The sequence below is a fragment of the Granulibacter bethesdensis CGDNIH1 genome, assembly GCF_000014285.2.
Taxonomy (GTDB): Bacteria; Pseudomonadota; Alphaproteobacteria; order Acetobacterales; family Acetobacteraceae; genus Granulibacter; species Granulibacter bethesdensis.
The window spans coordinates 2,212,001-2,237,729 of sequence record NC_008343.2 but is presented as its reverse complement, the minus strand read 5'-3'; the positions used below and the strand labels follow the sequence as shown (position 1 = coordinate 2,237,729).

Here is a 25,729-nt window from a genome sequence, read left to right as displayed (position 1 = left end):
CCTGACGCGTCGCCATGATCATGACCAGATGGCCTGCGACGATGCGATTATCCGTGTTAGACAGAAAGCAGGCCTTTAAGCCAGAAGCGGGGCGCTGGGAATGACCCGTTGGGGGGAAGAACGGGTTTGTACGAGGTGGGACAGGTATGAAATCGGTCATGATCTGGGCAGTGGCGTTCGGCGCGGCAGCGCTTACGCTCGCCGGATGGTGCCTGTTGCCGGCCATGTGGGGGGATGAAACCCCGGTTCCGGTGCCCTCGATCGCCTTGCTGATGGCCAGCGCTGATCCGGCGAAGGGCGAGGTGGCCGCCGAACGGCATTGTCACCGTTGTCACGCTTTGACAGGATCGCCCGATGCCCGCACCGTGGCGCCGCCCTTGCGCGGCGTGATAGGGCGGGAACGTGCGTCGGTTCCCGGTTTTCACTATTCCCATGCCTTGAAAGAGATGCACGGACAATGGGATACGGACTCCCTCAATGCCTGGCTTTTCCGGCCGTCCGCTTTTGCTCCCGGTACCCGTATGTCGTTTGCCGGGGTGAAGGATGATCGGGAAAGAGCTGACATCATAGCCTATCTGCGCGTCATTTCCGGTCTGCCGCCGGCTTCCATACGGCAGTCCGGGCAACCGTGAGTGCCCGATGAGTTCTCCCCTCGACCGTTCTCTGCGTGACCGTCTGATTGCCGTTGCCGAGGCCGCCGCCGATAAAGCGGCCTCCGTGATCAGGCCGCTGTTTCGTACCCGGCTGGATGCGGCGCTGAAATCCGACCAGTCCCCGGTCACCATCGCCGACCGCAAGGCGGAGGAGGTGATGCGGCGGCTGATTGCCGATGCTTTTCCCGATCACGGCATTCTGGGCGAGGAATACGGGCTGGAACGTCCAGAGGCCGATTTCCGCTGGGTGCTCGATCCTATCGACGGCACCCGCGCCTTTATCACCGGTCGACCGACTTTCGGCACGCTGATCGGGCTGATGTGGCGCGGCGAACCCGTGCTGGGCCTGATTGACCAGCCGGTCACCGGAGAACGCTGGATCGGCGAACGTGCCCTGACCTCGGATGATGTCGTGCATCCCACACGTTTCACCGGTTCTTTCGGGGGGCAGGTCGGCATCAGACCCTGCGCCCGGCTGGAAGATGCCGAGCTTTCCGCCACCAGCCCGGAGATGTTCGGCAATGACCTGCCCCGCTGGCAATCTTTCGCCCGCCATGCCCGCCGGGTGAGCTGGGGCGGCGATTGTTATGCGTATGGGCTGCTGGCGCTGGGGCAGATCGACATCGTGGCCGAAGCGGATCTGAAAGTCTGGGACTGGGCTGCCCTGCTGCCGGTGGTGGAGGGGGCGGGTGGGCGCATGACCTGCTGGTCCGGTGAACCTCTCTCCGAGCACGGCTCGGGCCGTACGCTGGCGGTGGGCGATCCGGCCCTGCTGCCGCAGGCCGTTGCAGCCCTGTCCGAATCTTCTTCCGGCATGCGTACGAAATAAGGAACCGATGCCATGCGCCGCCGCAGTTTATTGACCACCGGCCTGACCACTGGCCTGACTGCCGGAGCCATCTCTCCGGCCCTGTTCCTGATGCCCGGCACCATGCGTCGGGCGGGGGCGCAGTTTCTGCGTGACCTGCCGCCGGGCGTGGTGCGCACGCATGCCGTGACCACGGTGGGAGCGCCGCAACTGCCGGCGGATTTCAAGAACTTCCCCTATGCCAATCCCGATGCTCCCAAGGGCGGCGAGATTGTGCAGGCGGAAATAGGCAGTTTCGACAGTCTCAACCCGTTCATTCTGCGCGGCGTTGCCGGTCCGGTCGGTGCGGTGTGGGATACGTTGCTGGTCAGCACGGCGGATGAGCCTGAAACCGGCTATGCCCATCTCGCACAGGTGATCGAGATCGCGGCGGATCGCCGCTCGGTCGCGTTCGAGCTGAGGCCGGAGGCGTGTTTCCATGACGGACATAAGCTGACGGCGGAGGACGTGGCCTGGACGTTCGAGACGCTGATGAAGCATGGCCGTCCGCAACAGCGTGCCTACTATGCCGATGTCGAGAAAGCGGAAGCACAGGGTCCCCACCGTGTGGTGTTTCATTTCCGCACCGATCAGAACCGTGAGTTACCGCTGATCATCGGACAGCTTTCGGTATTGCCGAAACATTGGTGGGAAAAGCGCGACTTCACCCAACCCCTGACGGAGCCGCCGCTCGGCTCCGGACCGTATCAGGTCGGGAAAGTGGATTTCGGCCGCAGTCTGACGCTGGAGCGGGTGAAGGACTGGTGGGCCGCCAACCTGCCGACAGGGCGGGGACTTTATAATTTCGATCGCATGCGCACGGAATTTTTTCGCGATCCGACCATCGCGTTTGAAGCATTCAAGGCCGGACAGGTGGATATCCGGGTCGAAAATATCGCCCGCCAATGGGCCACCGGCTATGATTTTCCGGCGGTGAAGGAGGGTCGGATCAAGCGGGAACAACTGCCCTGGAACCTGCCATTCGGCATGGTCGGGTTCGGGATGAATACGCGCCTGAGCAAGTTCAGTGACCCGCGTGTCCGCGAGGCCATCGTCTGTGCCTTCGATTTCGAGTGGGCGAACAAAAATCTGTTTTATGGCCGTTATCAGCGGCTGAAATCCTATTACACCTTCACGGAATGCGCGTCCTCCGGACTGCCGTCGAAGGAGGAGCTGGCTCTGCTGGAACCGTTCCGGACTCAGCTCCCGCCGCGTCTGTTCACGGAGCCATATACGCTTCCGGTGACGGATGGCTCCGGCAATAATCGCGATGTCCTGCGCCACTGCCTTACCTTGTTGAAAGAGGCCGGCTGGACGGTCAGGGAGGGCAAGCTGGTCGATGCCGGCGGGCAGCAATTGTCTTTCGAGATTTTGCTGGATAATCCGCCTTTCGAGCGGGTACTGCTGCCTTATACGCAGTCTCTCGCCAAACTCGGGATCGACGCGCGTATCCGTAGTGTGGACCCGGCGCAGGCGCAGCATTTGCAGGAAGAGTTCAACTTCGACATGGCGTTGATGCAGTTTCCGGAATCCGACAGCCCGGGCAACGAGCAGATCGGTTTCTGGAGCAGTGCCAGTGCGAAGGAAAAGGGCAGCAACAATCTGATGGGTGTCTCCAGCCCGGTGGTGGATGCGCTGGTTGCCAAAGTCATCACCGCGCCTGATCGCGCCAGCCAGATTACGGCCTGCCGTGCGTTGGATCGGGTGCTGCTGTGGGGTTGGTATATCATGCCGAACTGGACGGCGGCGACCATGAACGTTGCATACTGGAACCGCTTCGCGCATGTCGACAAACCGGTGCGCAGTGGATTTGCGCTGGATTCATGGTGGGCTGTGTCCCCCGCAAAAGGCTGATCGACGCATGACCGGCTATATCTTGCGGCGTCTGTTGCTGGTTCTGCCGACGCTGTTCGGTATTATCGCGATCAACTTCGCTGTCGTGCAGTTCGCGCCTGGCGGACCGGTGGAACAGGTGATTGCCGAACTGAAAGGCCATGGTGGGGGTGGTGCGATGGGCCGGTTGACCGGCGGTGGCGCGGAGGTCGCACAATCGACAAGCCTTGCCGGCCGTTATCGTGGCGATGCCGGGCTTGATCCGCATCTGTTGCAGGATATCAAAGGCATGTTCGGTTTCGACAAACCGCCTTTGACGCGCTTCTGGCTGATGCTGAAAGGCTATCTGCAATTCGATTTCGGGCAGAGTTTTTTTCGTGGGCAGAGCGTGCTGCATCTGGTGATGACACGCCTGCCGGTCAGTATCTCGCTTGGATTATGGTCCACATTGCTGGTCTATCTGGTCTCGATCCCGCTCGGGATCGCCAAGGCCACGCGTGAGGGAACCCGTTTCGACGTGGTAACCTCTATGGTTGTACTGATTGGATACGCAATTCCCGGTTTTCTGTTTGCCGTGTTGCTGGCGGTGCTGTTTGCGGGCGGCTCGTTCGTACAGTGGTTTCCGCTGCGTGGTCTCACCAGTGAAGGGGCGGAAAACTGGAGTTTTGTCAGTCGGGTGCTCGATTATGGCTGGCATATGGTTTTGCCGACGATCGCGCTGGTGGTGGGCGGTTTTGCCAGTCTGACCCTGCTGACGCGGAACTGCTTTATCGAGGAAATCAGGAAACAGTATGTCCTGACCGCCCGCGCAAAGGGCGCCAGTGAAAATCGCGTGTTGTACGGGCATGTTTTTCGGAATGCGATGCTGCTGATTGTCTCCGGTTTTCCGGCGGCCTTTGTGAGCATCCTGTTTTCCTCCGCTCTGCTGATCGAGATCGTGTTCTCGCTGGACGGGCTGGGTCTGCTCGGCTTCGATGCGGCTATTCGCCGTGATTATCCGGTGATGTTCGGGACGCTGTATATCTTCACGCTGATCGGGTTGCTGATGCAGATTGTCGGTGATCTGATGTACACGGCGGTCGATCCTCGCATTGATTTCGAGGGCCGTTCCTGATGAAAAACGGCGACGTGCCAGTGACGCAGGCGCAGCGCCGCTGGATGGCATTCCGTTCCAACCGGCGGGGTTACTGGTCGACATGGATTTTTGCCGTCCTGTTCACGATCTGCCTGTTTGCGGAGTTCGTTGCCAATGATCGCCCTTTGCTGCTGCGTTTCGACGGGCATTGGTATGTACCGGTGTTGCAAAATCTGAATGAGGACACGTTCGGGTCCGATTTTCTGCCGACCGAAGCCGATTATACCGATCCGGAGGTCATGCGGGCCATCCATGCAAAAGGCTGGGCCATCTGGCCGCTGATTCCGTTTCGCTATGATACCACCATCAAGGATCTGAAGACCTCTGCGCCGACGCCACCGGATCGCCGTAACTGGCTTGGCACCGATGATCGTGCGCGGGATGTGCTGGCGAACGTGATTTACGGGTTTCGTCTGTCGGTTCTGTTCGGCTTTGCCCTGACGGTGGTTTCCAGTTTTGTCGGCATTGCGGCAGGCGCTGTGCAGGGATATTATGGCGGTCTGGTCGATCTGGCGTTCCAGCGTTTCATCGAAATCTGGTCGGGGATGCCGCAGCTTTATCTGCTGATCATTCTGGGCAGCATCATCGAGCCGGGTTTCTGGATATTGCTGTTGTTCCTTTTGCTGTTCAGCTGGATGGCACTGACCGGTGTGGTGCGGGCGGAGTTCCTGCGCGGACGGGCACTGGATTATGTGCGCGCCGCACGGGCGCTTGGTGTGTCCGATGCGCGGATCATGGCGCGTCATATCCTGCCCAATGCGATGGTGGCGGTGCTGACCTTTCTGCCTTTCACGCTGTCCGGCTCCGTCACGGTGCTGGCCAGTCTGGATTTTCTGGGGTTCGGCATGCCGCCCGGGTCGCCCTCGCTGGGAGAGCTGGTGTTGCAGGGCAAAAACAATGTCAGCGCGCCCTGGCTTGGTCTGACGGCGTTTTTCGTGCTCGGCGCGATCCTGACCCTGCTTGTGTTCATGGGCGAGGCGGTGCGGGATGCTTTTGATCCGCGCAAGCATATCGGTGCCTTGCCGGCGCCTCCCCTCTCCGCATCCCGCATGGAGGAGGCGGCCCGCATGGAGGAGGCGGAATGAGACCGTCACACGATTCGCATCCTGACACCCCCGCACAGACCCTGCTGGAGATTGCCGATCTATCGGTGCGGTTTGCGACGAGGGAGGTGGTCAGGCGCGTCTCTTTCTCGGTTCGGCGTGGTGAGACACTGGCGCTGGTAGGAGAGTCCGGCTCCGGCAAGTCGCTGACCGCGTTGTCGATCCTGCAACTTCTGCCGGATGGGGCGCTGTGCTCCGGCCGGATCGCGCTGGATGGCGTGCCGATGATCGGAGCCGCCCCGGCGGTCTTGCGGCAGATGCGCGGTGGCGTGGCCGGGATGATCTTTCAGGAGCCGATGACGAGCCTGAATCCGCTTCACCGGATCGGGCGACAAGTGGGCGAGGCTCTGGCGCTGCATGGCCGCAAGCCGGATAAGGCGGCGGTCGCACATCTGCTGCGTCAGGCCGGTTTCGCGGATGCGGAAACGCGTCTGCATGCTTTTCCGCATCAGCTTTCAGGGGGGCAACGCCAGCGCGTCATGATTGCGATGGCGCTGGCCAACGATCCGGCTCTGCTGATTGCCGATGAGCCGACCACTGCGCTGGATGTCACGATTCAGGCCCAGATCCTCGATCTGCTGGCGGAGCAGAAACGGGCGCGTCAGCTGGGTCTGCTGTTGATCACCCATGACCTCACCGTTGTGCGCCGCCACGCCGACCGTGTCTGCGTCATGCGGCATGGAGAGATCGTCGAGCAGGGAGCGGTGAAGGATGTATTTTCCACCCCTGCCCATCCCTACACCAGGATGCTGCTGGATGCGGAGCCAACGGGGACGGCCTCTCCCTTGCCGGGGTCACCGCCGGGACTGGCATCGGCGCGCAATCTGAAAGTGTATTTCCCGATCCGTGGCGGTCTGTTGCGGCGTGTTACCGGGCAGGTCAGGGCGGTAGATGACGTGACACTGACGGTGCGGGAAGGTGAAACGCTCGGGCTGGTCGGAGAATCCGGGTCGGGCAAATCGACCATTGGTCAGGCTCTGCTGCGTCTGCAACCTTCGGAAGGGGTGATCCGCTTTGCCGGGCATGATCTGCAGGGGTTGGGGGAACGCAGCTTGCGCCCGTTGCGACGCGATATGCAGATCGTGTTTCAGGATCCGTTCGGCAGTCTCTCCCCCCGGATGAGTGTGCGGGAGATCATCGGTGAAGGTCTGGCCGTGCATGAACCCCATCAGAAACGCACAGAGCGGGAAGCACGGGTTGCGCGGGCGCTGGAAGAAGTCGGCCTGCCGAAAGACGCGGCGGAACGCTATCCGCATGAATTCAGCGGCGGCCAGCGCCAGCGTATCGCCATTGCCCGTGCGTTGGTGTTGCAGCCGCGCTTCATCGTGCTGGATGAGCCGACCAGTGCTCTGGATATGTCCGTGCAGGCGCAGATCGTCACCCTGCTGCGCGGATTACAGGCCCGCTACGGCATGGGATATCTGTTTATCAGCCATGATTTGCGTGTTGTGCGCGCCCTTGCGCACCGTGTTGCGGTTCTGCGACGCGGCGTTGTGGTCGAGGAAGGGGAGACGGCGGCGATTTTCGAGCGTCCCGCCGATCCTTATACGCGCAGCCTGATTGCGGCGGCTTTTCAGGTTCCGTCCGGCTGAGCCAGTCTCATCCAGGGCGCGGGGGCAGGGGTCAGACTCTGATCTCCAGCCTGAACAGGCGCATGCAGCGCTTCGAGCCGCAGGATCGCAAGGCCTGTCTTCCCGCGGGAGGACCGCATGGTCCCGACCTCCTTGCCATCCTGCATCAGCGGGGTTTCTCGGGGGGGCAGGGGGGCATGTCCCGTGACGGGCACCAGCCTGCGTTTCAGCAGGCCGCGATAGCGGGTGCGGGCCGTCAGTTCCTGTCCCATATAGCAGCCTTTGGTCCAGGAAATGCCGTTCAGCTCGTCAAACCCGGCTTCCAGCAGCACGGTTTTCTCTGCTTCCAGATCGGCGCTGCCATCCGGCAGGCCGAGTGACAAACGATGCGTGTCATAGGCGGCGGCATCCCCCTCCGGCAGAATTCCGGCTCCCGTAAGGGCACGCCAGCCGGCTTCGGGCAGCCTCGGGTCAGGGGCGACGCAGACGGAACCGGCAGGGATGGGTGCGCTGCCCCATCCGGCATGGACGTGCAGATCAGATTCTGCACTGATCGCGACCCGGGCACGCAGACGGAACCGGCTGAGCTTCTGTATCAGCATGGCAGCCTGTGTGGCCTCGACATCCAGCAACAGGCGTTGTCCATCGGAGAAGATGAAGAAATCGGCGATCCATTTGCCCTGCGGCGTCAGCATAGCCGCCCAGATGGCCTGTCCGGGCGCGGTCAGAGTCACATCGTTCGAGACCAGCCCCTGAAGGAATGTCACACGATCTTCCCCGGTCACGGCCAGAACGGCGCGGTGGGGCAGCAGGGCGGAGCAGGCGTTTTCCTGTGTCATGCGGCAGATGTGGCGTGCCGTGCGAGGCAGGGCAAGAGAGCATTTTTCATGCGGATATGGTCGAGCCGGTCTGATCCGGTGTTAAAAGGAGGCCATGCGTATTCTTTTCGTCACGGCGACGCGAATCGGCGATGCCGTGCTTTCTACCGCGTTGCTTGATTATCTCGGCCGGGCTTTCCCGGAAGCCCGTTTTACCATCGCCTGCGGCCCCGCGGCTGAGGGTGTGTTTCTGCGCATGCCACGCCGGGATGCCACTATCATCGTGGAAAAACGTCCGCGGAATGGGCATTGGTTCGCGTTATGGCGGCAGGTTGCGCCACGCTGGTGGGATATGGTGGTTGATCTGCGTGGCTCGGCGCTCTCCCTGACGATCCCGGCGCGACGGCGTTTCATCATGCGTGGCGGTCGCCGTCCTGGACACAGGCTGATTCATCTGGCCGGAGCATTGGGGATCAGGACGCCGATTGCGCCGGTGGTCTGGTTCGGACCGGAGGATGAAGCGCGCGCCGCCACGTTGATCCCGGAAGGTAGCCCGGTGCTGGCGCTGGGGCCGACAGCCAACTGGGATGGCAAGCTCTGGCCTGCTGAGCGCTTCGTAGCGCTGGCCGGCAGGATGCGGGCCGGGCAACCGGCATTGCGGATTGCTGTGCTGGCTGGGCCGGGGGAGAAGGAACGGGCGCTCGCCCATCCGGTCCTGGCGGCGATTCCGGGCGCGATTGATCTCGCCGGTGCCGTGAGCCTGCCCGAAGCGGCTGCCTGCCTGTCGCGTTGTGCGCTGTTTGTTGGTAATGATTCCGGTCTGATGCATCTTTCGGCAGCATCGGGTATCCCCACTCTGGGCCTGTTCGGTCCGACTCCTGCCGCGGAATATGCTCCTGCCGGGCGCCACGCGGCTGCGGTCATGGCCGATGGTTCTCCAGGGGAAGCGCCGATGGAGGCTCTGACAGTGGATAAAGTCGTCACTGCGGCAGAGGAACTGCTTCGTCAGCCCGGATGGCTCAGACCGGGTATGGCAGGTGTCGTGATGCGGGAGAGTGCATGATGCGTGTGGCCCAGATCATGGCAGGCGCGCCTCAGGGCGGGGCGGAATTGTTTTTCGAACGTCTGAGTATTGCCTTGTATCGCTCTGGTGTGCAGGTTCTGCCCTGCATCCGCACTGAACCGGCGCGGGCCACCCGTTTGATGAAGGCAGGGCTGAAGCCGGTACAGATGGCGTTCGGCGGTTTATTCGACATCCGCACCGGAGTGAGGCTGCGCAGCCAGCTACGCGCTTTTGCACCCCAGATCGCCATTGCGTGGATGAGCCGTGCCGCGCGCTTTGCCCCATCTGGTGACTGGACGCTGGCAGGGCGGCTGGGTGGTTACTATGACCTTGGTTATTACCGCCGCTGTCAGCATCTGATCGGCAATACGGTGGGCCTGACCCGTTGGATGGTGCAGCAGGGCTGGCCGGAGGATCGGGTGCATTACCTGCCGAATTTCGCCAATGATTTCAGCCGTATCCCCGCTGCTGACCGGGCGGAGATGAAGATTCCTCCCCATGTGCCTCTGGTGCTGGCGTTGGGCAGGCTGCACAGAAACAAGGGGTTCGATACCCTGATCTGTGCCCTGCGCCATCTGCCCGGAGTCCACGCCCTGATCGCCGGGGAGGGGCCGGAGCGGGAGGCCCTGACCGATCTGGCCCGCAAAATGGGGGTCGAGGATCGGCTGTACATGCCCGGCTGGCGCAGTGATACGGGCGCATTGCTGGCCATGGCCGACATGCTGGTCTGTCCCTCCCGCCATGAGCCGCTCGGGAATGTGGTGATCGAGGGATGGTCGGCAACTTGCCCGGTTGTCGCAACCGCCGCTGACGGTCCGCGCGAGCTGATCCAGACGGGCGAGGATGGGCTGCTTTCTCCTGTTGATGATGTCGATGCGCTGGCCTCCGCCATTGCCACCGTGCTGGAGGATTCGGCGCTCGCTCATCGTCTGGCTGCGTCCGGGCGCCGCCGGTTTGAGCGGGATTATGCGGAGGCACCGGTGCTGGCGCGCTGGCTGGACTGGTTGCAGCGCCATGCGGCTCCGGAAAAGGCAGGACGCTGATGTGCGGTATTGCGGGCGTTATCATGGCTTCCGGGCAGGCGTCGCCTGATCCTTCCCTGTTGGGCGATCTGGCCACCGCCTTGCACCATCGTGGGCCGGATGGCAGCGGCCATACCCAGATCGGCCGGGTGGCGATGGTGCATACCCGTCTGGCCATTGTCGATCCGGAAGGGGGCGATCAGCCGATTTTCGCCGGCTCCTCGGCCCTGGTGGCCAATGGCGAGATTTATAACGATCTTGCGCTGCGTGAAGCGATGCCGGACGTGTCGTTCTCGACCGGCAGCGATTGCGAGCCGCCCTTGCATCTCTGGTTGCGGGAGGGGCCTGATTACGCTGTCAGACTGCGCGGCATGTATGCCATCGCGATCCATGAGCGGGCCGCACGTACAGTCACTTTGAGCCGCGATCCGTTCGGGATCAAGCCGCTTTACGTGGCCCGGCTGGCAGGGGGGGTGGCCTTTGCCTCCCAACCCTCGGCCCTGCTCGACGCCGGTCTGGTCAAACGCGATGTGGCCGATGCCCAGCGTAACGAGCTGCTTCAGCTTCAGTTCACCACCGGAGCAGATACGATTTTTCCGGGTATTCAGCGCGTGTTGCCGGGCGAGACGCTGATCTGCCGCGACGGGCAGATTCTGGATCGCCGCCGCATCAGCGCCCTGCCCGAAGGCCCCGCCGAGGAGATCGGGGAGGATGAGGCATTGGCGCGTCTGGATGCCGCCCTGGAAGAAAGCGTGGCACTGCATCAGCGTGCGGATGTGCCTTATGGCATGTTTCTGTCAGGAGGCATCGACAGCGCCACGGTGCTGAGCCTGATGGCACGGCTGAATGACAGCCCGGTCTTGGCTTTCACGGCCGGATTTGACGTGCCCGGCGCGGCTGATGAGCGTGAGCATGCTGCTGCATTGGCGGCGGCGGCAGGCGCACGGCACCGTACCGTGACGGTAACGCAATCAATGGTCTGGCAGCATCTGCCGGAGATCGTGGCCTGCATGGACGATCCCGCGGCGGATTATGCGATCATCCCCACCTGGTTTCTGGCGCGCCGGGCAAGAGAGGACGTGAAGGTTGTCCTCTCCGGTGAGGGAGGAGACGAGTTGTTCGGCGGCTATGGACGGTATCGCAGCGCGATGCGCCCATGGTGGCGTGGCGGGCGGGTCATGCGATCGAAAGGGCATTTCGATGGTCTGGATGTACTGCATGCCATTCCACCCGGCTGGCGGGACGGAATTGCGGCTGCTGAAAGTCATGTTTCTCCGTTGCGCTCACGCCTTGCAGCGGCACAGGAAACCGACATGACAGACTGGCTGCCGCATGATCTGCTGCTGAAGCTGGATCGCTGTCTGATGGCTCATGGGGTGGAGGGACGCACTCCGCTGCTCGATCCCGGCGTTGCCGCCGCTGCTTTCCGTCTGCCGGACCGGTTGAAGGTTCAGGATGGCAAAGGCAAATACATTCTCCGTCGCTGGCTGGAGCGGCACAGCCCTCAGGCAAGACCTTTTGCAGCCAAGCAGGGCTTTACCGTGCCGGTTGCCGCCTGGATCGCTGCGCGGGGGCAGGAGCTCGGGCCGCTGGTGGCACGGCAGAGATGTATTCAGGCCATCGCCCGCCCTGATCGCGTGGTCAGTCTGTTCCGCCATGCACATGGGCGCAGGGAGGGATTTGCCGCCTGGATCCTGCTGTTCTACGCGCTGTGGCACCGTGCGCATATTGAAGCGAAATCGATGGAAGGAGATGTCTTTTCGGTTCTGGCCGACTGACTCGCATCCGAACGATGTTTCCCCGCGTTAGCGGTATCGGAAGCGGGAGAGAAATGTCATGGCTGCAAACAGGCGAGCGGATAATGAAGGCACGACTGGTACTCCCACGACCGGGAGTGCCTTGTCTCATCTCGCGGTGGTTCTGCCTGTCGGTATTGTGGCCGTGCTGGCAATCTGGGGGCTGGTGTTTGGCTGGGTCTGGATTCCAGGGACTGATCTTCCCGCCCATGACTGGATCGTCATGGCGGGTGGCCTTCTGCTGATTGTGGCGGTTGTGGCTTTTGTGGCCGCTCGGCTCAGATCAAGACGTTAACCCAGCCCATGCCGTAGAAGAACCCAGAGTTTTTCCCATGCGGGGAGGCTGACCCGGCGGGGAGGAGTCCATCCGGCCTGTTCCAGCCGGTTCAGGATGGCGCGATACGTCGCAGCCATAAGCCGGGCGGGACGCATGGCACGCTGGTCGCATTGCGCCATGAACGCGAAAGCATCAGCATAATGGCCCCTGGCAATCTGCACGACCCGGCGGCAAACACCCTCCAGCGCCGGTGAGACCATGGCGGCTCTCGCATCGAGGGGAACACCGGCTTCCACCAGCCATTCGCGTGGCAAATAAAGCCGCCCGCGTGCGGCATCTTCCTGAAGATCGCGCAGGATATTGGTCAATTGCAGGGCGCGGCCCAGATGATGGGCAACCCTGTCCGCGTCTTCTGATTCATCGCCAAAAGCCCTGACAGACAGCCGGCCGACCGCAGAAGCCACCTGATCGCAATACAGATCAAGCTCAGCCCAGCTGGGGGCGACAACCTTTGTTTCGGCATCGGTCTGCATTCCATCGATCACGGCGAGGAAATCATCCTGCCGTAGTCGGAATGTCCGGATCGCCGGTAACAGCACGCGGGTGACGGGATCATCCGCTTCTCCACGATACAGGGCGGTGATGCGGGCGCGCCATTCATTCAGCCCGGCGCGTTTTTCCTCGATCGGGGCAGGCTCATCGGCGATATCGTCCACAATGCGGCAGAAGGCATAAATCGCATACATTGCCAGACGGCGATCCGCAGGCAGCACCTTCATTCCCTGATAGAACGAGGTACCGGAGGCACGGGTCAGGGCCTCGACACGGGCGAGATCGGCGGCATCGGCACTCAAAGCGGTCATAGGGCGCGCAATCCTTGAAACAGGCTCAAAGCGATGTCGATGCCACGAAGCTTCACGCGTCGCGCCAGCGGATCGCCATGCCGCAGCCGCTGCGCCAGACGTTCAGCCAGCCGGTGGATCATGGCAACGTTTACCCGCAGCCAGCGGTCTGCGGTCAATCCAGAGAGGGGAGCCGCCTCGACATTCAGCCGTTCGGTGCGATTGAGCAGATCATCCAGCACCTGCCGCAAGGCGGGGGAGCAACTGGAGCGGCGCAGATCGGCAATGCGGGCGCCATGGGCATCCAGAATGTCGGCAGGCAGGTAGCAGCGATCCAGAGACGCCAGATCCTTTCCGCAATCCTGCAGATGGTTCAGTACCTGAAGAGAGGCACAGAGCGCATCCGAAGACGGATATGTCTGCAGGGACTCGCCATGCAGATCGAGCATATAGCGGCCAACCGGCATGGCCGAGTAACGGCAGTAATCCAGCAATTCATCCCAGCTCTCATAGCGATGCTTGATGGCATCACGACGAAAGGCCACTAAAAGATCGGTGGCATGCCTCGGATCGATCCCGGTTAAGGCCAGACTGTCGCGCAGGCGGCTGGCGGTGGGGGAACCGTGATCGGCATGGCCGAGCAAAACGGCTTCCATCAGGTCCAGCCGGCTGATTTTCTCATTGGCTGACAGATCGGGATGATCGGCAATATCGTCGGCATTGCGGGCGAAAGCATAATAGGCGTTCACATGCGGTCGCCATTTGCGGCGCACGATGCGGCTGACGGGGAAATTCTCGTCCCCCTGATCTTTGCCGGACCATATCTCGACCGGCCTGTTTTCGGTCAGGGAAGCGCTCATGCGGTATGCTCCGTATAGGCGCGGCTTTTCCAGCGGACTCCGCGCCCGGTCGCGTAGTCGATGGCCGAGCCGATCGTGGCGGCGGTATAAAAACCCGCGATTGCAGGCAGTGCCAGCGCCCAGAGCGGGCTGAGGCCAAAGCGTTTCAAGGTCGGCAGATAGCTCGCCATGGCCCCGAGCCAGGCGGCAAGCCCGAGCCAGCGCGCCACTCCATGGCCGAAAAAGGTCAGGGCAGGCGGTGCAATCCAGACGATCAGCATGCCGAGCACTGTCAGCAGCAGCAGGGTCCAGGAGAATCGCAACTGTACAAACGCAGTGCGCGCAATCATCCGCCATATATCGGCGGGATGCGGATAGGGGCGGATGGAGCGAGCCAGCGCGGAATGACCCAGCCAGATCGGGCCACCGGTTTTGACCCTGCTCGCCAGGGTCACATCGTCGATCAAGGCACCGCGCAGGCTTTCGATTCCGCCGATCCTTTCCAGCGCCCGGCGACGGATCATCACCGTTCCGCCTGCCGCCGCCGCTGTTGCGCTGAGCGGGTCATTCACCCGCGCGAAAGGGTACAGCATCTGGAAAAAGAACACGAAGGCAGGCACCAACGCCCGTTCCGGCCAGCTTTCCACGTTCAGCGCCACCATTTCGCTCGTCATATCGAGGTCTTTGCTCTCTGCCTGAGCAAGCAGGGAGGCGACATGACCCGGTGCATGTTCGATATCCGCATCGGTCAGCAGCAGAATATCATCCCGTGCGGCGGCAACCCCCTGATGGACTGCCCAGAGTTTGCCGCTCCAGCCGGTCGGGCGCGGTTTGCCCGCGATCACCTGAAGCCAGCCGGGCAACCGGTTGGGGAAAGTCTCGGCGGCGATGGCGCGGGCGATGTCACCAGTGCCGTCACTGCTGGCATCGTCGACGAGAATGACATGCAACGCCCGATGATCCTGCAAAGCGAGGGAGCGCAGGCAGCGTGCGATGCTCTCCGCCTCATCCCTTGCCGGGATGACCACCGTGACGGGTGTGGTGGATGGACGAGGGGAAAGGGGCAGGATCGGCCCGGCCTGCCAGAATTGCCCGTGAAAAAACAGCAGATAGAGCCAGATCATCGCGCTCAGGGCGGCCAGCCAGATCATGCGGCGGTTCCTTTGACGGGCCGCTGTCTGATGAAAGCGGGATCGTTCTGACGGAACCACGAAACGGCATCACGAATCGCCTCCTCTGCCGGGCGGGGCGACCAGCCGAACGCGGTGCGGGCCTTGGCGGAGGAAAAAAACATCTTCTTGCGGGCCATGCGCAGATGATCCCGCGTGACCAGCGGTTCGATTCCGGTGAGACGTGCCAGTGTCTCGCTGGCCATCGCCAGCGGCCACAGCAAGGTTTCATTCAGCCGGATGCGTGGTGGTTTGCGTCCTGTCTCCCGCGCCACCATGGCCAGAATATCCGCCAGATGCATGTCGGTGCCGCCCAGAATATAGCGTTCGCCCGGCACGCCATGCTCCATGGCAAGAAGATGTCCTTCCGCGACGTCATCCACATGCACGACGTTCAGACCGGTATCGAGATAGGCAGGCATTTTACCCAAAGCTGCATCCCGGATCATGCGCCCGGTCGGTGTCGGCTTTACGTCACGCGGCCCGATCGGTGTGGAGGGATTGACGATCACTGCCCTCACCCCTTCCTCCGCCACCAGCCGCAGAACAGCCTGTTCGGCCCGATATTTTGATTTCTTATAGATGCCGACAGTCTTGGCCTCGCTGTTCGGCGTATCCTCGGTGGAGGGGGTGCCGTCACCAATCAGGCCCAGCGCCGCGACGGAACTGCAATAGACGATTCGCTCAATTCCGGCTGCCTGAGCCGCGCGCAGCAGAGCCACGGTACCATCGACATTGGCACGCATCATGGCCTCCGGTTCCGGCACCCAGATGCGGTAATCGGCAGCGACATGAAACAGGGCCTGACAGCCGTGCAGATGGGGTGTGATGCTTTCGGGCTGCAGCAGATCACCCTCCACAATGTCCGCGGTGAGACCGGCAAGGTTCCGCGTGTCGGAGCTGCGCCGGGTCAGCAGCCTGACCTGCCAGCCTCGTTGCAGCAAAGCACGCGCGACGGCCGAACCGACAAAGCCGGTTGCTCCGGTAATGAAGGCCCGTCCCGGACTGGTCATTCCTGTCTGCCCATCCGCTTGTGATCCTTGCCGCTGAAAAGGGTGAACACGCTGTGCGGCTGGCGTGCGGATGCCCTTCTACAGCCGACCTTCGATTGGGGCAAAATTATGCTGCTTTGCCCTCTCTGGAGAAATATCTGCACCGTCTTGCCGGGTGTAGAGTTTCACCGTTCTTTCGTGTAGCACGGGCGCCATTCTTTTTCCCGCAGACTGGTCTGGCGGGCTGGTTTGGGCGGGCGGAGCGTTTGCAACGGATTTCGATTTTGGCGGCCCTGCTGGGTCTTGCCCTGGCAACGGGCCTGATCGGCTGGTTCGGGCTGGATCAGGTGCTGGATGCCACGCTCCGTATCGGCTGGAAAGGGCTGGGCCTGCTGTGCCTGTTGCAGGTGCCGATTTTCCTGCTGCTGGGGCGGGCATGGCGGCAGATGCTGCCGGGCAATGTTTCGTTCTGGCTGCCGGTCTGGTGCAGGATGGTGAGGGATGCCGCCAGTACCTGTCTGCCCTTTTCGCAAATCGGCGGTCTGGTGCTCGGCGCCCGCGCCGCGACGCTTTGGGGGCTGCGCTGGCCGGTCGCGGCGGCCTCGACCATTGTGGATGTCACCTGTGAGTTTCTGGCCCAGTTGATTTTTGCCTTGCTCGGGTTGTCGATCCTGCTGGCCAGCACGTCATCAGGCACTTTGCTGATCCCGGCCGTGGCCGGGGTTGTGGTGGCCGGTTTGGCAGGATGGGGCGCGGTGTGGGTGCAACGCCATGGGGTCGGACCGATAATGAGGGCGCTGGCTTCCAGAGTCGCTGCTCCTGCTCTGGGTGATGGTATTGACTGTCTGGAAATGGAGCTGACCCAGCTCTCTGCCAATCTGCCTGCCCTGCTGAGGGGGATTGGCTGGCATTTTCTGGCGTGGATGGGGTCTGGCGTTGCAACCTGGCTCACGGCGCATATGTTGGGCGTGCAATTGCTGTTCATCGATGCGTTGGCGGTGGAGGGCATGATGCACGGTCTGGTGGCGGGGGCTTTTATGGTGCCGGGACTGCTGGGGGTGCAGGAAGCTGCCTATGTTGCGCTCGGCAGTGTGTTCGGTGTGCCACCGGATATTGCCATTGGTATTTCTCTGGTGCGGCGGGCGCGGGATCTTCTGGTTGGTGTGCCGATTCTGCTGGGATGGCAAATGACGGAAGCGAGGGCCTTGCGCCGCTGACAGTCTGCATGTCGCCGATGATGGGAGGATGTGATGGCATTGATCTCTTCTCTCTTTCGGCAGGCCCGACCGCTGCTTCTGGATGGCGCCTTGGCGACGGAACTGGAACGTGCCGGGTATCATCTGGATGATCCGCTCTGGTCCGGTCGCCTGCTGCTGGATAATCCGGCGGCGATTGCGGCGGTGCATCGGGCCTATCTGGAAGCCGGAGCCGATTGTATCGAAACCGCCAGCTATCAGCTGAGTCTGCCGGGGTTGCAGCGCAGGGGATTGTCGCGAGGTCGGGCTATGTCGGTCCTGGCCGATGCGGCGCGACTGGCCTGTTCGGTCCGGGATGACGTCTGGGCCGGTCTGCCGGCTGCGCAGCGCCGCAACCGGATTCGTCCGCTGGTGGCCGGCTCGCTGGGGCCATATGGGGCGTGCCAGGCCGATGGCTCGGAATATACCGGGCGCTATGCCCTGTCGCGCTCACAGTATCTGGCGTTCCACGCTCCCCGCATGCGTGCGCTTGCAGCCGGAGGCGCCGATCTCATCGCCTGTGAAACCGTGCCGCATTTGGATGAGGCACTGGCGTTTGCGGATTTGCTTCAGGCATTGAGTGTGCCGGGATGGGTCAGCTTTTCCGTGCGGGATGCGGCCCATATCGCCGATGGAACGCCATTGAGACTCTGTGTGCAGGCTATGGCATCCTGCCCTTTCGTGGCCGCCATCGGGATCAATTGTACCGATCCGGTCCTCGTGCCTGCCCTGATCCGCTGTTTGCGCCGTGGTGGCCTGCCTGTGATCGTCTACCCCAATGCCGGGGAGCCATTTGATCTGGTGACCCGTTGTTGGGGACACAGGCGATCCGATGACTGGGCAGAGCAGGCGAGAAGCTGGCTCCGGCTTGGAGCACGGATCGTCGGCGGATGCTGCCGCACCCGGCCGGATGATATACGCGCTTTGCGCCGTCTGATCCACGCTCAGGCCTGACCCCGCCTTCGCAGCCCGGAAAGCAGCGCCGGGATATAGATCAGCGAGGCCACCAATGTGCAGCCTAGACTGATCATCAGCAAATTGCCCATGCTGGCTGTGCCCGGATGCTCCGACAAGGCCAGTGATCCGAAGGCGGTCGCGGTGGTCAGGGCGGAGAAAATCACAGCCCGGGCTGTGGCGGTTGCCAGAAAACCGCTGACCCCTGCCCGCCAGTTCATCACGAAATAGATGTTGAACGAGACACCGACGCCCAGCAGCAGCGGCAGGGCGATAATATTGGCGAAATTCAGCGCCATGGGCAGCAGGCTGATCACCACGACTGTCATCAGCGCGGAGAGCAGAAGCGCCGACATCACCAGTGCGGCATCCAGCACCCGACGCAACGCGAGCGCAAGGATCACCATGATGGCTGCGATGGCTCCCATTGCGGCATGACGGAACGCGGTCACGATGGTTTGAGCCGTTTCCACAATCACGATGGCGGAGCCGCTGGCATCGGGGGCAACGGCCAGAACTTCGGCGGCGAAACGGTGCAGCCCGGCGCTGTCGGAGGCTTTGGGGCTGGTCATGGCCTGGACCCGCACCCGTCCGTCAGGAAGCTGCCAGTCTTTCGCCAAGGCGGGAGGAATATCCTTGACGCTGACTTTCTCGGCGCTCAGGGCCGTACGCAGACGCTCAAGCTGCATCGGCAGAAACCGCACGAGGGCCGCATTGGCGGCAAGAAGCGTCTCATCGGAAGCATGAGACAGCCGGTCGAGCGCTGCCGCGATCCCGGCCAGAGGATGATTGGCGGGCAGTTTGGCCAAAGCCGGGCGGATCTGCCCCAGCGCCGCACTGATTGCCAGCCTGATCTGTTCGGGCGTCACGGAGGAGGGGGGGGTATGAGGGGTCAGGGTCGGCCCCAGCAGGCTGGCGGCATCCGCGACCAGAGCCAGTTTTTCATCCTGATTGTCGGGCACGAAAGAGGAGAGTGTCAGAACCTCGGCGACGGTCGGCAGTTTTTCCAGCTTTTTGGCGAGCGCTTCGGCCTGTTCCCGGTTTGCGACCAGAATATCGGCGGAATAGGGGTTGGTCATCGGATCGCCCATCATGCCGTAGAGCGTCCGCATGGCCTCCGTATTCGGATTTTTGGTGTGCAAGGGATCGGAATCGAACGTCAGCCGCGACAGCAGGGCGATCCCGGAAACGGCGATCAGGGCAAAGACCAGCAGAACAGGCCGCCGCCAGCGCAGCAGGGTGCGGTCGAGAGGCATTCCAACGGCAAAGCCGATTTCCCGTCCTTCTGCCCGTGGGCGGAACAGGCTCAGCATGGCTGGCAGGAAAGTCATAGTACACAGGAAGGCAATCACCATACCGACCCCGGCGATCAGCCCGAGCTCGGCTACCCCTTCGAAGCTGGTCGGAACAAAAGCCAGAAACCCGGCGGCTGTCGCGGCCGCGGCCACCAGAATCTGTCCGCCGACCCGGCGTGTGGTTTCGGGCAGGGAAATGGCCGGATCGGCGATTTCGTGCCGCACTTCGCGGAAGCGCACACAGTATTGAATGGCGAAATCGACGGCGATCCCAACGAACAGGATTGCAAATGCGACCGAGACGAGATTCAGGGTGCCAACCGCCACTGAGGCAAACCCGATCGTCAGTGTCAGGCCGAGCATCAAGGTGGCCAGCACCGGCAGGATCAGCCGCCAGCTGCGCAGGGCCAGAAACAGCCAGAGCGTAATCAGGGCGATGCTGATGAGGGTGCCTTCCACCATGCCGTGGGCCACGGTGGAGAATTCTTCGTCCGCCAGCGCGACAGGGCCGGTGATGCGCACATGGGCATGGCCGGTGCGGACGAATTCCAGCCCGGCGGCGATGTGTCTCAGCACGGCGGTTGCAGCACCGCCGGGTTCCAGTGCGTCGTAATCCAGCCGCGGCTGGGCCAGCACGAAGCGGTATTGCCCTGCCTGTTGCGCCAGTGGACCGGCCAGCAGGTTCTCCCATGAAAGCGGTTTCGGATGTCCGTCTGCCGCCTGACGCAATGCATCATCGAAACCTTGCAGGGCCGGCATGAAGGGCTGGAGGTTGGCCTCCCCGCGGGAGACGCCCATGGCAACGAGGGAAAGCGCTGCGAACAGGCCGCGTGCGCTGGGATCTGCCGTCAGCTGCCCCAGAAAAGGCTGCGCGTCGATGGTCTGGTCCAGCAGGCTGGACAGGCTTTTCTGGTCGAGAAACAGCAGCCCCTCTTTCTGGAAATAAGGCAGCGCTCCTGGCTGCTGGACAGACAGAAAATGCTCCTTGTCTTCAGACAGTGCCTTTGTAAGCGCATCGGCTGTGGCTTCTGCTTCCTCCGGAATGGAGCCATCGACCACAGCGACCAGCAGATCCTGATTCTGTGGAAAATTCTTCTCATAGGCGACCTGACGTTGCCGCCATGGAAGGGAGGACGCAAACAGCTCATCCGTATTGGTGCTGACCCCCAGATGATGGGCGGCATGGGTCAGGCTGAGTCCCGCCAGCACCATGGCTGCCAGCACCACCCACAGCGCGCGGCGACGGCAGAAGCGCGTGGCTTCGGTCAGCAGGGCGGTCGACCCCATGATCTTGAGACCCATTCCGGCAGGCTCCCTCATCTAAACGTCTTTTGTCCCTTGGGGATGTAGCGATCCCATGCAGGAATTGTCCGGGTTACCCCATGGCGGTGGCGAGGGGTAGACATCCCGGCACAGGGCAATGGGCCGGCACAGGGCAATTGGCCGGGGCAGGGCAATGGGATGGTCTGTTACGTTTGGTCAAATTCTTTTTGCTGTGCGAACCGTTCGCATGGGTTAGTGTTCAATGATTATTCTCGTTGGGTCAGCCATGTTGGCAGATCGGGCCTTGTCTGGTCTGGCCTGATCGGCTGATCTTTCTGCCGTCTGCGGCAGACGGCAGAAAGAGGAAAGGATCTGGCGCGGTTATGAGCGATCCCCTTTGTCAAGGAACGGTTTCCGGTGTGGCCAATCCGGTCATACAGCCTGTGCGTGTCCGCAAGGAGCGCGATCTGCGGATTGATTTTTTCCGGGGCGTATCCCTGTTCATCATCCTGATCGACCATATCCGGAACAACAGCTTCTCCCATCTCATGCCGGCCAGTTTCGGTTTCAGCGATGCGGCCTGTATTTTCTTTTTCGTCTCGGGTGCCTCCTGTGCCTACGCTTTCGGCAGTGTTTATCGCCGGGCTGGATGGGCGCTGGGAACGGCACGTGTGTCTCTGCGGGTCTGGCAGATTTATGCGGCCCAACTCGGGTTGGTGATGGCGGTGGCGGCTTTGCCAGGACTGCTGGCCCATGTGACCGGCCATCGTCACTATAATTTTGTCGAACTGTTCGAACTGTATCATCTGTATGACGATCCGGTGCAGGCATTCCGAGGCATCGTGATGCTGAGCTACGTGCCGGGCTATCTGGATGTGCTGCCGGTTTATGTCGTGATCATGGCGATGGTGCCGGTTGCGGTCCTGCTGGCGAAGCTGGATCGGCGGCTGCCTGTTGTGGCATCGGTTCTGCTGTGGGCAGGCGCCCTGCTGCTGGGCTGGAATTTGCCCGCCGATCCCAGCACGAAGCGTCACTGGTTCTTCGATCCCTTCAGCTGGCAGCTGGTTTTCTTCACCGGTTATGCGCTGACAGCCGGATGGGTGTCGGTCCCGCCGGTTTTCCGTGACCGGGGCATGGGCCTGTTCCGCATCGGTGCCGTTGGCCTGATTGTTTTCGGTTTCGTCGCCCGCACCGGCCTGTTGAGCCATGCCGGGGAGACGGGCGCGGCCATCGCCGAATGGGTGACGGCGAATACCAACAAGACCGTGCTGCCGCCCCTGATCTATCTGCATTTTCTGGCTATCGCATGGCTGGTGGTGAGCATTGTCGGAAAGCGTCCGGCCTTTCTTCACCGCAACTGGGCGCGCCCGTTCATTACAGCCGGAACCTATTCACTGCCGGTTTTTCTGTGCACGGTTGTGTTGGCGCAGCTTGGGACCGCCGCTCTGGATGGCGTGTCGCCATGGAGCATCCGCCAGATTGTGGTGAATGTCATGGCCATGGCTGTGCTGGCACTGCTGGTCCGGATCATTGCATGGTATCATTCCATCCCCTGGAAAAAGCCGGTGGCTGTTCCGGCCCAGGAACTGGTCCGGGAGCAAAAAATGGATCAAGGGTTGCCGCAGGGTTCGGCCCAGAGCGTTATCCGTCCGTGATGGAACTGATTCTGCCCGGCTCAGGTACCGGGCAGCTTGATGCTGAACCGGGCACCGATGATTTTGCCTTCCGCATCACGGCGATTGTCGGCGTTGATCTCCCCTGACAGGGCTTCGATAATCTGTCGGCTGATCGACAGGCCGAGCCCGGAATGCTTGCCGAACTGCTCCCGCTCAGGCCGCTCGGAGTAAAAGCGGTCAAAGATGTGTTCCAGTTTTGAGTCGGGAATACCCGGTCCCTCATCCTCGACTGTGATCTGGATGAACGGCCCGTTACGCCCTGCGGAGAGCGTGATCACCCCATCGGGTGGGCTGAATGAGACCGCATTGCCGATCAGATTATGCAGAACCTGCACCAGCCGCGTTTCCACCGCGCGTACCACCAGCGGCTGATCGGAGATATGAACGGTCAGAACAGGGTCGCCATCCTCCTCATCCCGCGTTGCTTCATGAATCTCTGCAAGGGTGGAGAGAATGGGGGCCACATCCACCTCCTCCGTTGGCTGGCGCGACAGTTCGGCATCAACGCGGCTGGCATCGGAAATATCGGTGATCAGGCGGTCCAGCCGCCCTACATCCTGCGCGATGATGCTCATCAGCCGTTTGTGTTGAGCCGGATCCTCGACCCTTCGCAATGTCTCGATGGCGCTGTTGATGGAGGAAAGCGGGTTTTTGATCTCATGTGCCACATCGGCGGCGAAACGCTCGATCGCATCCATACGCGCCCATAAAGCGACGGCGCTCTCGGACAGAGCTTCCGCAAGTTCCCCGATTTCATCGCCGCGCCGCAGCAGGGCAGGCGGCAGATAGCTCCCGCGTACTCGTTCCTCGCGCATTTGTCCGGCCGCCACTGCAAGGCTCCGCATGGGACGGGCGATGGTCCGCGCCAGATAGCCGGACATGATCACCGTCAACCCCAACGCCAGCCCGAACAGCGCCAGAATGGAGACCCGAATTGCAAACAGGCTGGCATCGACTTCGCGTGCTTCCCGTGTCACCTGAATGATGCCGATGGTATGATTATCGTGCTGAACCGGTTCCGCCACTGTGACCAACAACCGGGAATCTGCCGTGCGGCGGATATAGGCGGGCATTTCCAATGCTGAATCGGCCGGAGTAAAGGCAGCGGATTGGCCCTTGCCTGTGTCGGACTGCCACCGTGGCCTGGTTTCAAGCGCCTCATCCCGATCCGTGTTCATGATGGGGGAGTGGCCGGCATGCGGGAAGTGGGTCTGCACCCAGTCGTAAAAAGTGCTGACCATATCGGTCAGCATGCTCCGCTCATGCGGGTTGGCGACCGGTTCTGTGCCGATATCCTCGCCCGGATCGTGTCGCATGGCCTGACTGTCGGCCACCAGACTGCCATCAGGCCCATAGAGACGGGCGCGGGCATTGGGGGTCGGCTCGGTCAGTCGGCGCAAGAGTGGCCGGGCAATCCCGGCGGAGAGATGCGGCGGTGTCTTGCCCGGCGGATCAATGGCAACTTCACCAAGCGCACCGGCAAAAATGCGCGCCTGTTCCCGCAAGGTGAGCACCTCGGCGCTCAGCAGCCCGTTCTGGTACTGATCCAGATACAGCAATGCCGCCACCAGCAGCACCAGCGGCATGACATTGACCACCAGAATGCGTCTCAGCAGCGGTGAGATCAGTCGATAGCGCCGGTTCGTTGCGGAAGGGGGACGGTTATGCGTCATGAGGCCCGCCATGACATGGAATTGCGGCGCGTACGTGGCCGGAATGCGTTTCCCGGATGGAAAAACGGAATAGTCCGGTGAAATTATTGCTCCTTATAGCGATAGCCGATGCCGTAGAGAGTTTCGATCTGGTTGAAATCATCATCCACAGCGCGGAATTTTTTGCGGACCCGTTTGACATGGCTGTCGATGGTGCGATCATCGACGTAGATGTTTTCGCCATAAGCAGCATCGATCAGCTGGTCACGGGATTTAACCACGCCGGGACGTGCGGCCAGCGCCTTGACCAGCAGGAATTCCGTCACCGTCAGCTGAATATCTTTACCATGCCACAGGCACTGGTGCTTGCTCTCATCGAGGGTCAGATCGCCCCGGGTCAGCAGCCCTCCTCCTGTCGTGCCTTGCCCGTCTGCACGGCTGGCATCGTTCCGGCGCAACAGAGCGCGGATACGCTCGATCAGCAGGCGCTGGCTGAAGGGTTTGGTGATGTAATCATCCGCCCCCAGCCGCAGGCCCATCAACTGATCGACCTCCTCATCCTTGCTGGTCAGGAAGATAACCGGCAAAGCGGTACGCGCGCGCAGACGTTGCAGCAGCTCCATCCCGTCCATGCGAGGCATCTTGATGTCCAGCACCGCCAGATCCACTGGCCGGGTCGTCAGGCCCTGCAACGCGCTTTCTCCGTCGGTATAGGTGCGGACCTGAAATCCTTCCGCCTCCAGCGTCATGGAGACGGAGGTGAGGATATTGCGGTCATCATCCACGAGGGCGATGGTCTGTGTCATGGTGGATCCCGTTTCGTGGGCTTTGCCCGTTTCTTGGGCTTTGAACGACTGTAAACGATTGCAGTCCGCTGAGAGCGGCATGGCAGGAAGAATCGATTATGGCACTGGATACGCATGACATGAAACAGGTTGCGTGGCAGGCGCGTTGCCTGCTGCGCTCTGCCCGGCAGGCGACACTGGCCACCGTGCAGGATGGGCAGCCTTATGCAGCGCTTGTCACCCATGCCTGCGCGGCTGATCTGTCGATCCTGCTGCTTTTGTCCAGCCTGTCGGAGCATATGCGGCATTTGCGGATGGAGAAACGGGCCGCCCTGATGGTCAGCGGGGAGGCAGAGACCGTCAATCCACAGACCGCACCGCGTGTCACCGTCACAGGGTTGGCGGAGGTCGTGGATGATCCGGCGTTGCGGCAGCGTTTTCTGGCCGTGCATCCTTATGCTGCGCCCTATGCTGGATTCAGTGATTTTTCGTTGGTGAGGTTAAAGCCGCTGGGGGCCATGCTGGTGGGCGGCTTTGCAAAAGCCACGCGTTTGCCAGGTTCTGTGCTGTGTCCTGACGAAGCCTCGGTCACGGCACTGCTTGCGGCGGAGGCGGACATCATCGCACATTGTAATGCGGATCATGCCGACGTGCTGGCGCGGATTGCGCAGGGTGCTGGTGGCAAGGCTGCAAGCTGGCGCATGGTGGCGGTGGATTGCGATGGCTGCGATCTGGCCCCTGATGACCCGATGTCCGAACCGGTGTTGCGGATGAACTGGTCAGCGCCGGTGAGTGATGCATCGGGTGTCCGGCAGGAACTGGTACGCCTGGCCCGCGCATAAAAAAACCGCGCCTGTCAGAGACAGACGCGGTGGAGATAAGGACAGGCATTGCTGCCTGTCGTGGTGA

General features: G+C 61.9%; 22 protein-coding genes. 14 read left to right on the top strand and 8 right to left on the bottom strand.

What is annotated here, in order from left to right; all coding sequences use genetic code 11:
* Nucleotides 1-158: 158 nt before the first annotated feature.
* Genes GBCGDNIH1_RS22485 through GBCGDNIH1_RS22460 form a run of 6 tightly spaced genes read left to right on the top strand, consistent with a single transcriptional unit; the run spans nt 159 to nt 7,163 of the window.
* Entirely contained in the window at nt 159-632 is a 474-nt protein-coding gene (locus GBCGDNIH1_RS22485; RefSeq protein ID WP_157781204.1) for a c-type cytochrome, read from the top strand.
* A gap of 7 nt (nt 633-639) precedes the next feature.
* On the top strand, nt 640-1,482 hold the full coding sequence (locus GBCGDNIH1_RS22480; RefSeq protein ID WP_011632691.1) for an inositol monophosphatase family protein: 843 nt from the start codon (nt 640-642) through the stop codon (nt 1,480-1,482).
* 12 nt (nt 1,483-1,494) lie between these two features.
* A complete protein-coding gene (locus GBCGDNIH1_RS22475; protein WP_011632690.1) occupies nt 1,495-3,354 on the top strand; it encodes an extracellular solute-binding protein in 1,860 nt (619 codons plus the stop codon).
* 7 nt (nt 3,355-3,361) lie between these two features.
* On the top strand, nt 3,362-4,447 hold the full coding sequence (locus GBCGDNIH1_RS22470; protein ID WP_011632689.1) for a microcin C ABC transporter permease YejB: 1,086 nt from the start codon (nt 3,362-3,364) through the stop codon (nt 4,445-4,447).
* Nucleotides 4,447-5,553, top strand: coding sequence for an ABC transporter permease (locus GBCGDNIH1_RS22465; RefSeq protein ID WP_011632688.1), 1,107 nt, complete (start codon nt 4,447-4,449; stop codon nt 5,551-5,553). Before GBCGDNIH1_RS22470 ends, GBCGDNIH1_RS22465 begins: the two co-directional genes overlap by 1 nt.
* Nucleotides 5,550-7,163 carry an ABC transporter ATP-binding protein gene (locus GBCGDNIH1_RS22460; protein ID WP_011632687.1) on the top strand — a complete coding sequence of 538 codons (1,614 nt, stop codon included), beginning with the start codon at nt 5,550-5,552 and terminating at the stop codon, nt 7,161-7,163. Before GBCGDNIH1_RS22465 ends, GBCGDNIH1_RS22460 begins: the two co-directional genes overlap by 4 nt.
* Here GBCGDNIH1_RS22460 and GBCGDNIH1_RS22455 read toward each other — a convergent pair.
* Nucleotides 7,145-7,981, bottom strand: a complete 837-nt coding sequence (locus tag GBCGDNIH1_RS22455; protein WP_011632686.1) for a YgfZ/GcvT domain-containing protein — start codon at nt 7,979-7,981, stop codon at nt 7,145-7,147. The two genes, GBCGDNIH1_RS22460 and GBCGDNIH1_RS22455, sit on opposite strands and share 19 nt — an antisense overlap.
* A gap of 94 nt (nt 7,982-8,075) precedes the next feature.
* Between GBCGDNIH1_RS22455 and GBCGDNIH1_RS22450 the strand changes: the two genes are divergently transcribed.
* Genes GBCGDNIH1_RS22450 through GBCGDNIH1_RS22435 form a run of 4 tightly spaced genes read left to right on the top strand, consistent with a single transcriptional unit; the run spans nt 8,076 to nt 12,136 of the window.
* Nucleotides 8,076-9,023, top strand: a complete 948-nt coding sequence (locus tag GBCGDNIH1_RS22450) for a glycosyltransferase family 9 protein (RefSeq protein ID WP_011632685.1) — start codon at nt 8,076-8,078, stop codon at nt 9,021-9,023.
* Nucleotides 9,023-10,066: a glycosyltransferase gene (locus GBCGDNIH1_RS22445; protein WP_011632684.1), complete on the top strand. Its 1,044-nt coding sequence runs from the start codon at nt 9,023-9,025 to the stop codon at nt 10,064-10,066. Before GBCGDNIH1_RS22450 ends, GBCGDNIH1_RS22445 begins: the two co-directional genes overlap by 1 nt.
* Nucleotides 10,066-11,823: an asparagine synthase (glutamine-hydrolyzing) gene (gene asnB / locus GBCGDNIH1_RS22440; RefSeq protein ID WP_011632683.1), complete on the top strand. Its 1,758-nt coding sequence runs from the start codon at nt 10,066-10,068 to the stop codon at nt 11,821-11,823. The genes GBCGDNIH1_RS22445 and asnB overlap by 1 nt, the downstream gene beginning before the upstream one ends.
* A 58-nt stretch (nt 11,824-11,881) precedes the next feature.
* On the top strand, nt 11,882-12,136 hold the full coding sequence (locus tag GBCGDNIH1_RS22435) for a hypothetical protein (RefSeq protein WP_011632682.1): 255 nt from the start codon (nt 11,882-11,884) through the stop codon (nt 12,134-12,136).
* Here GBCGDNIH1_RS22435 and hpnD read toward each other — a convergent pair.
* From hpnD to hpnA, 4 genes are read right to left on the bottom strand one after another with little or no spacing between them, the layout of a single operon-like run.
* The gene (gene hpnD / locus GBCGDNIH1_RS22430; protein WP_011632681.1) at nt 12,133-12,981 is read right to left on the bottom strand and encodes a presqualene diphosphate synthase HpnD; all 849 of its coding nucleotides are present in this window, start codon (nt 12,979-12,981) and stop codon (nt 12,133-12,135) included. The two genes, GBCGDNIH1_RS22435 and hpnD, sit on opposite strands and share 4 nt — an antisense overlap.
* Nucleotides 12,978-13,820, bottom strand: coding sequence for a squalene synthase HpnC (gene hpnC, locus GBCGDNIH1_RS22425; protein WP_011632680.1), 843 nt, complete (start codon nt 13,818-13,820; stop codon nt 12,978-12,980). The genes hpnD and hpnC overlap by 4 nt, the downstream gene beginning before the upstream one ends.
* Nucleotides 13,817-14,950 carry a glycosyltransferase gene (locus GBCGDNIH1_RS22420; RefSeq protein WP_011632679.1) on the bottom strand — a complete coding sequence of 378 codons (1,134 nt, stop codon included), beginning with the start codon at nt 14,948-14,950 and terminating at the stop codon, nt 13,817-13,819. The genes hpnC and GBCGDNIH1_RS22420 overlap by 4 nt, the downstream gene beginning before the upstream one ends.
* Nucleotides 14,947-15,981, bottom strand: a complete 1,035-nt coding sequence (hpnA, locus tag GBCGDNIH1_RS22415; protein ID WP_011632678.1) for a hopanoid-associated sugar epimerase — start codon at nt 15,979-15,981, stop codon at nt 14,947-14,949. Before hpnA ends, GBCGDNIH1_RS22420 begins: the two co-directional genes overlap by 4 nt.
* A gap of 263 nt (nt 15,982-16,244) precedes the next feature.
* On the opposite strand from hpnA, the gene GBCGDNIH1_RS22410 reads away from it, so the two are divergent.
* Both GBCGDNIH1_RS22410 and mmuM read left to right on the top strand, forming a co-directional pair.
* The gene (locus tag GBCGDNIH1_RS22410) at nt 16,245-17,177 is read left to right on the top strand and encodes a lysylphosphatidylglycerol synthase domain-containing protein (protein WP_050748561.1); all 933 of its coding nucleotides are present in this window, start codon (nt 16,245-16,247) and stop codon (nt 17,175-17,177) included.
* Between the two features lie 33 nt (nt 17,178-17,210).
* Nucleotides 17,211-18,149, top strand: coding sequence for a homocysteine S-methyltransferase (mmuM, locus tag GBCGDNIH1_RS22405; RefSeq protein WP_043453067.1), 939 nt, complete (start codon nt 17,211-17,213; stop codon nt 18,147-18,149).
* On the opposite strand, the gene GBCGDNIH1_RS22400 is transcribed toward mmuM, so the two are convergent.
* On the bottom strand, nt 18,140-20,746 hold the full coding sequence (locus GBCGDNIH1_RS22400) for an MMPL family transporter (RefSeq protein ID WP_232449647.1): 2,607 nt from the start codon (nt 20,744-20,746) through the stop codon (nt 18,140-18,142). The two genes, mmuM and GBCGDNIH1_RS22400, sit on opposite strands and share 10 nt — an antisense overlap.
* 344 nt (nt 20,747-21,090) lie before the next feature.
* Between GBCGDNIH1_RS22400 and GBCGDNIH1_RS22395 the strand changes: the two genes are divergently transcribed.
* The gene (locus tag GBCGDNIH1_RS22395) at nt 21,091-22,362 is read left to right on the top strand and encodes an OpgC domain-containing protein (RefSeq protein ID WP_050748471.1); all 1,272 of its coding nucleotides are present in this window, start codon (nt 21,091-21,093) and stop codon (nt 22,360-22,362) included.
* A 20-nt stretch (nt 22,363-22,382) separates the two neighbouring features.
* Here the strand turns inward: GBCGDNIH1_RS22395 and GBCGDNIH1_RS22390 are convergent, their stop codons facing one another.
* Entirely contained in the window at nt 22,383-24,056 is a 1,674-nt protein-coding gene (locus tag GBCGDNIH1_RS22390; protein WP_025318544.1) for a stimulus-sensing domain-containing protein, read from the bottom strand.
* 83 nt (nt 24,057-24,139) lie between these two features.
* Nucleotides 24,140-24,841, bottom strand: a complete 702-nt coding sequence (locus GBCGDNIH1_RS22385; protein WP_025318545.1) for a response regulator transcription factor — start codon at nt 24,839-24,841, stop codon at nt 24,140-24,142.
* 98 nt (nt 24,842-24,939) lie between these two features.
* Here GBCGDNIH1_RS22385 and GBCGDNIH1_RS22380 point away from each other — a divergent pair, with 98 nt between their 5' ends.
* The gene (locus tag GBCGDNIH1_RS22380) at nt 24,940-25,662 is read left to right on the top strand and encodes a HugZ family protein (protein WP_011632670.1); all 723 of its coding nucleotides are present in this window, start codon (nt 24,940-24,942) and stop codon (nt 25,660-25,662) included.
* Nucleotides 25,663-25,729 lie beyond the last annotated feature (67 nt).

Coding starts and splice junctions, on each gene's coding strand:
- GBCGDNIH1_RS22485 (WP_157781204.1), top strand. CDS start 159: ATGATCTGGGCAGTGGCGTTCGGCGCGGCAGCGCTTACGCTCGCCGGA.
- GBCGDNIH1_RS22480 (WP_011632691.1), top strand. CDS start 640: ATGAGTTCTCCCCTCGACCGTTCTCTGCGTGACCGTCTGATTGCCGTT.
- GBCGDNIH1_RS22475 (WP_011632690.1), top strand. CDS start 1,495: ATGCGCCGCCGCAGTTTATTGACCACCGGCCTGACCACTGGCCTGACT.
- GBCGDNIH1_RS22470 (WP_011632689.1), top strand. CDS start 3,362: ATGACCGGCTATATCTTGCGGCGTCTGTTGCTGGTTCTGCCGACGCTG.
- GBCGDNIH1_RS22465 (WP_011632688.1), top strand. CDS start 4,447: ATGAAAAACGGCGACGTGCCAGTGACGCAGGCGCAGCGCCGCTGGATG.
- GBCGDNIH1_RS22460 (WP_011632687.1), top strand. CDS start 5,550: ATGAGACCGTCACACGATTCGCATCCTGACACCCCCGCACAGACCCTG.
- GBCGDNIH1_RS22455 (WP_011632686.1), bottom strand. CDS start 7,981: ATGACACAGGAAAACGCCTGCTCCGCCCTGCTGCCCCACCGCGCCGTT.
- GBCGDNIH1_RS22450 (WP_011632685.1), top strand. CDS start 8,076: ATGCGTATTCTTTTCGTCACGGCGACGCGAATCGGCGATGCCGTGCTT.
- GBCGDNIH1_RS22445 (WP_011632684.1), top strand. CDS start 9,023: ATGCGTGTGGCCCAGATCATGGCAGGCGCGCCTCAGGGCGGGGCGGAA.
- asnB (WP_011632683.1), top strand. CDS start 10,066: ATGTGCGGTATTGCGGGCGTTATCATGGCTTCCGGGCAGGCGTCGCCT.
- GBCGDNIH1_RS22435 (WP_011632682.1), top strand. CDS start 11,882: ATGGCTGCAAACAGGCGAGCGGATAATGAAGGCACGACTGGTACTCCC.
- hpnD (WP_011632681.1), bottom strand. CDS start 12,981: ATGACCGCTTTGAGTGCCGATGCCGCCGATCTCGCCCGTGTCGAGGCC.
- hpnC (WP_011632680.1), bottom strand. CDS start 13,820: ATGAGCGCTTCCCTGACCGAAAACAGGCCGGTCGAGATATGGTCCGGC.
- GBCGDNIH1_RS22420 (WP_011632679.1), bottom strand. CDS start 14,950: ATGATCTGGCTGGCCGCCCTGAGCGCGATGATCTGGCTCTATCTGCTG.
- hpnA (WP_011632678.1), bottom strand. CDS start 15,981: ATGACCAGTCCGGGACGGGCCTTCATTACCGGAGCAACCGGCTTTGTC.
- mmuM (WP_043453067.1), top strand. CDS start 17,211: ATGGCATTGATCTCTTCTCTCTTTCGGCAGGCCCGACCGCTGCTTCTG.
- GBCGDNIH1_RS22400 (WP_232449647.1), bottom strand. CDS start 20,746: ATGGGTCTCAAGATCATGGGGTCGACCGCCCTGCTGACCGAAGCCACG.
- GBCGDNIH1_RS22395 (WP_050748471.1), top strand. CDS start 21,091: ATGAGCGATCCCCTTTGTCAAGGAACGGTTTCCGGTGTGGCCAATCCG.
- GBCGDNIH1_RS22390 (WP_025318544.1), bottom strand. CDS start 24,056: ATGACGCATAACCGTCCCCCTTCCGCAACGAACCGGCGCTATCGACTG.
- GBCGDNIH1_RS22385 (WP_025318545.1), bottom strand. CDS start 24,841: ATGACACAGACCATCGCCCTCGTGGATGATGACCGCAATATCCTCACC.
- GBCGDNIH1_RS22380 (WP_011632670.1), top strand. CDS start 24,940: ATGGCACTGGATACGCATGACATGAAACAGGTTGCGTGGCAGGCGCGT.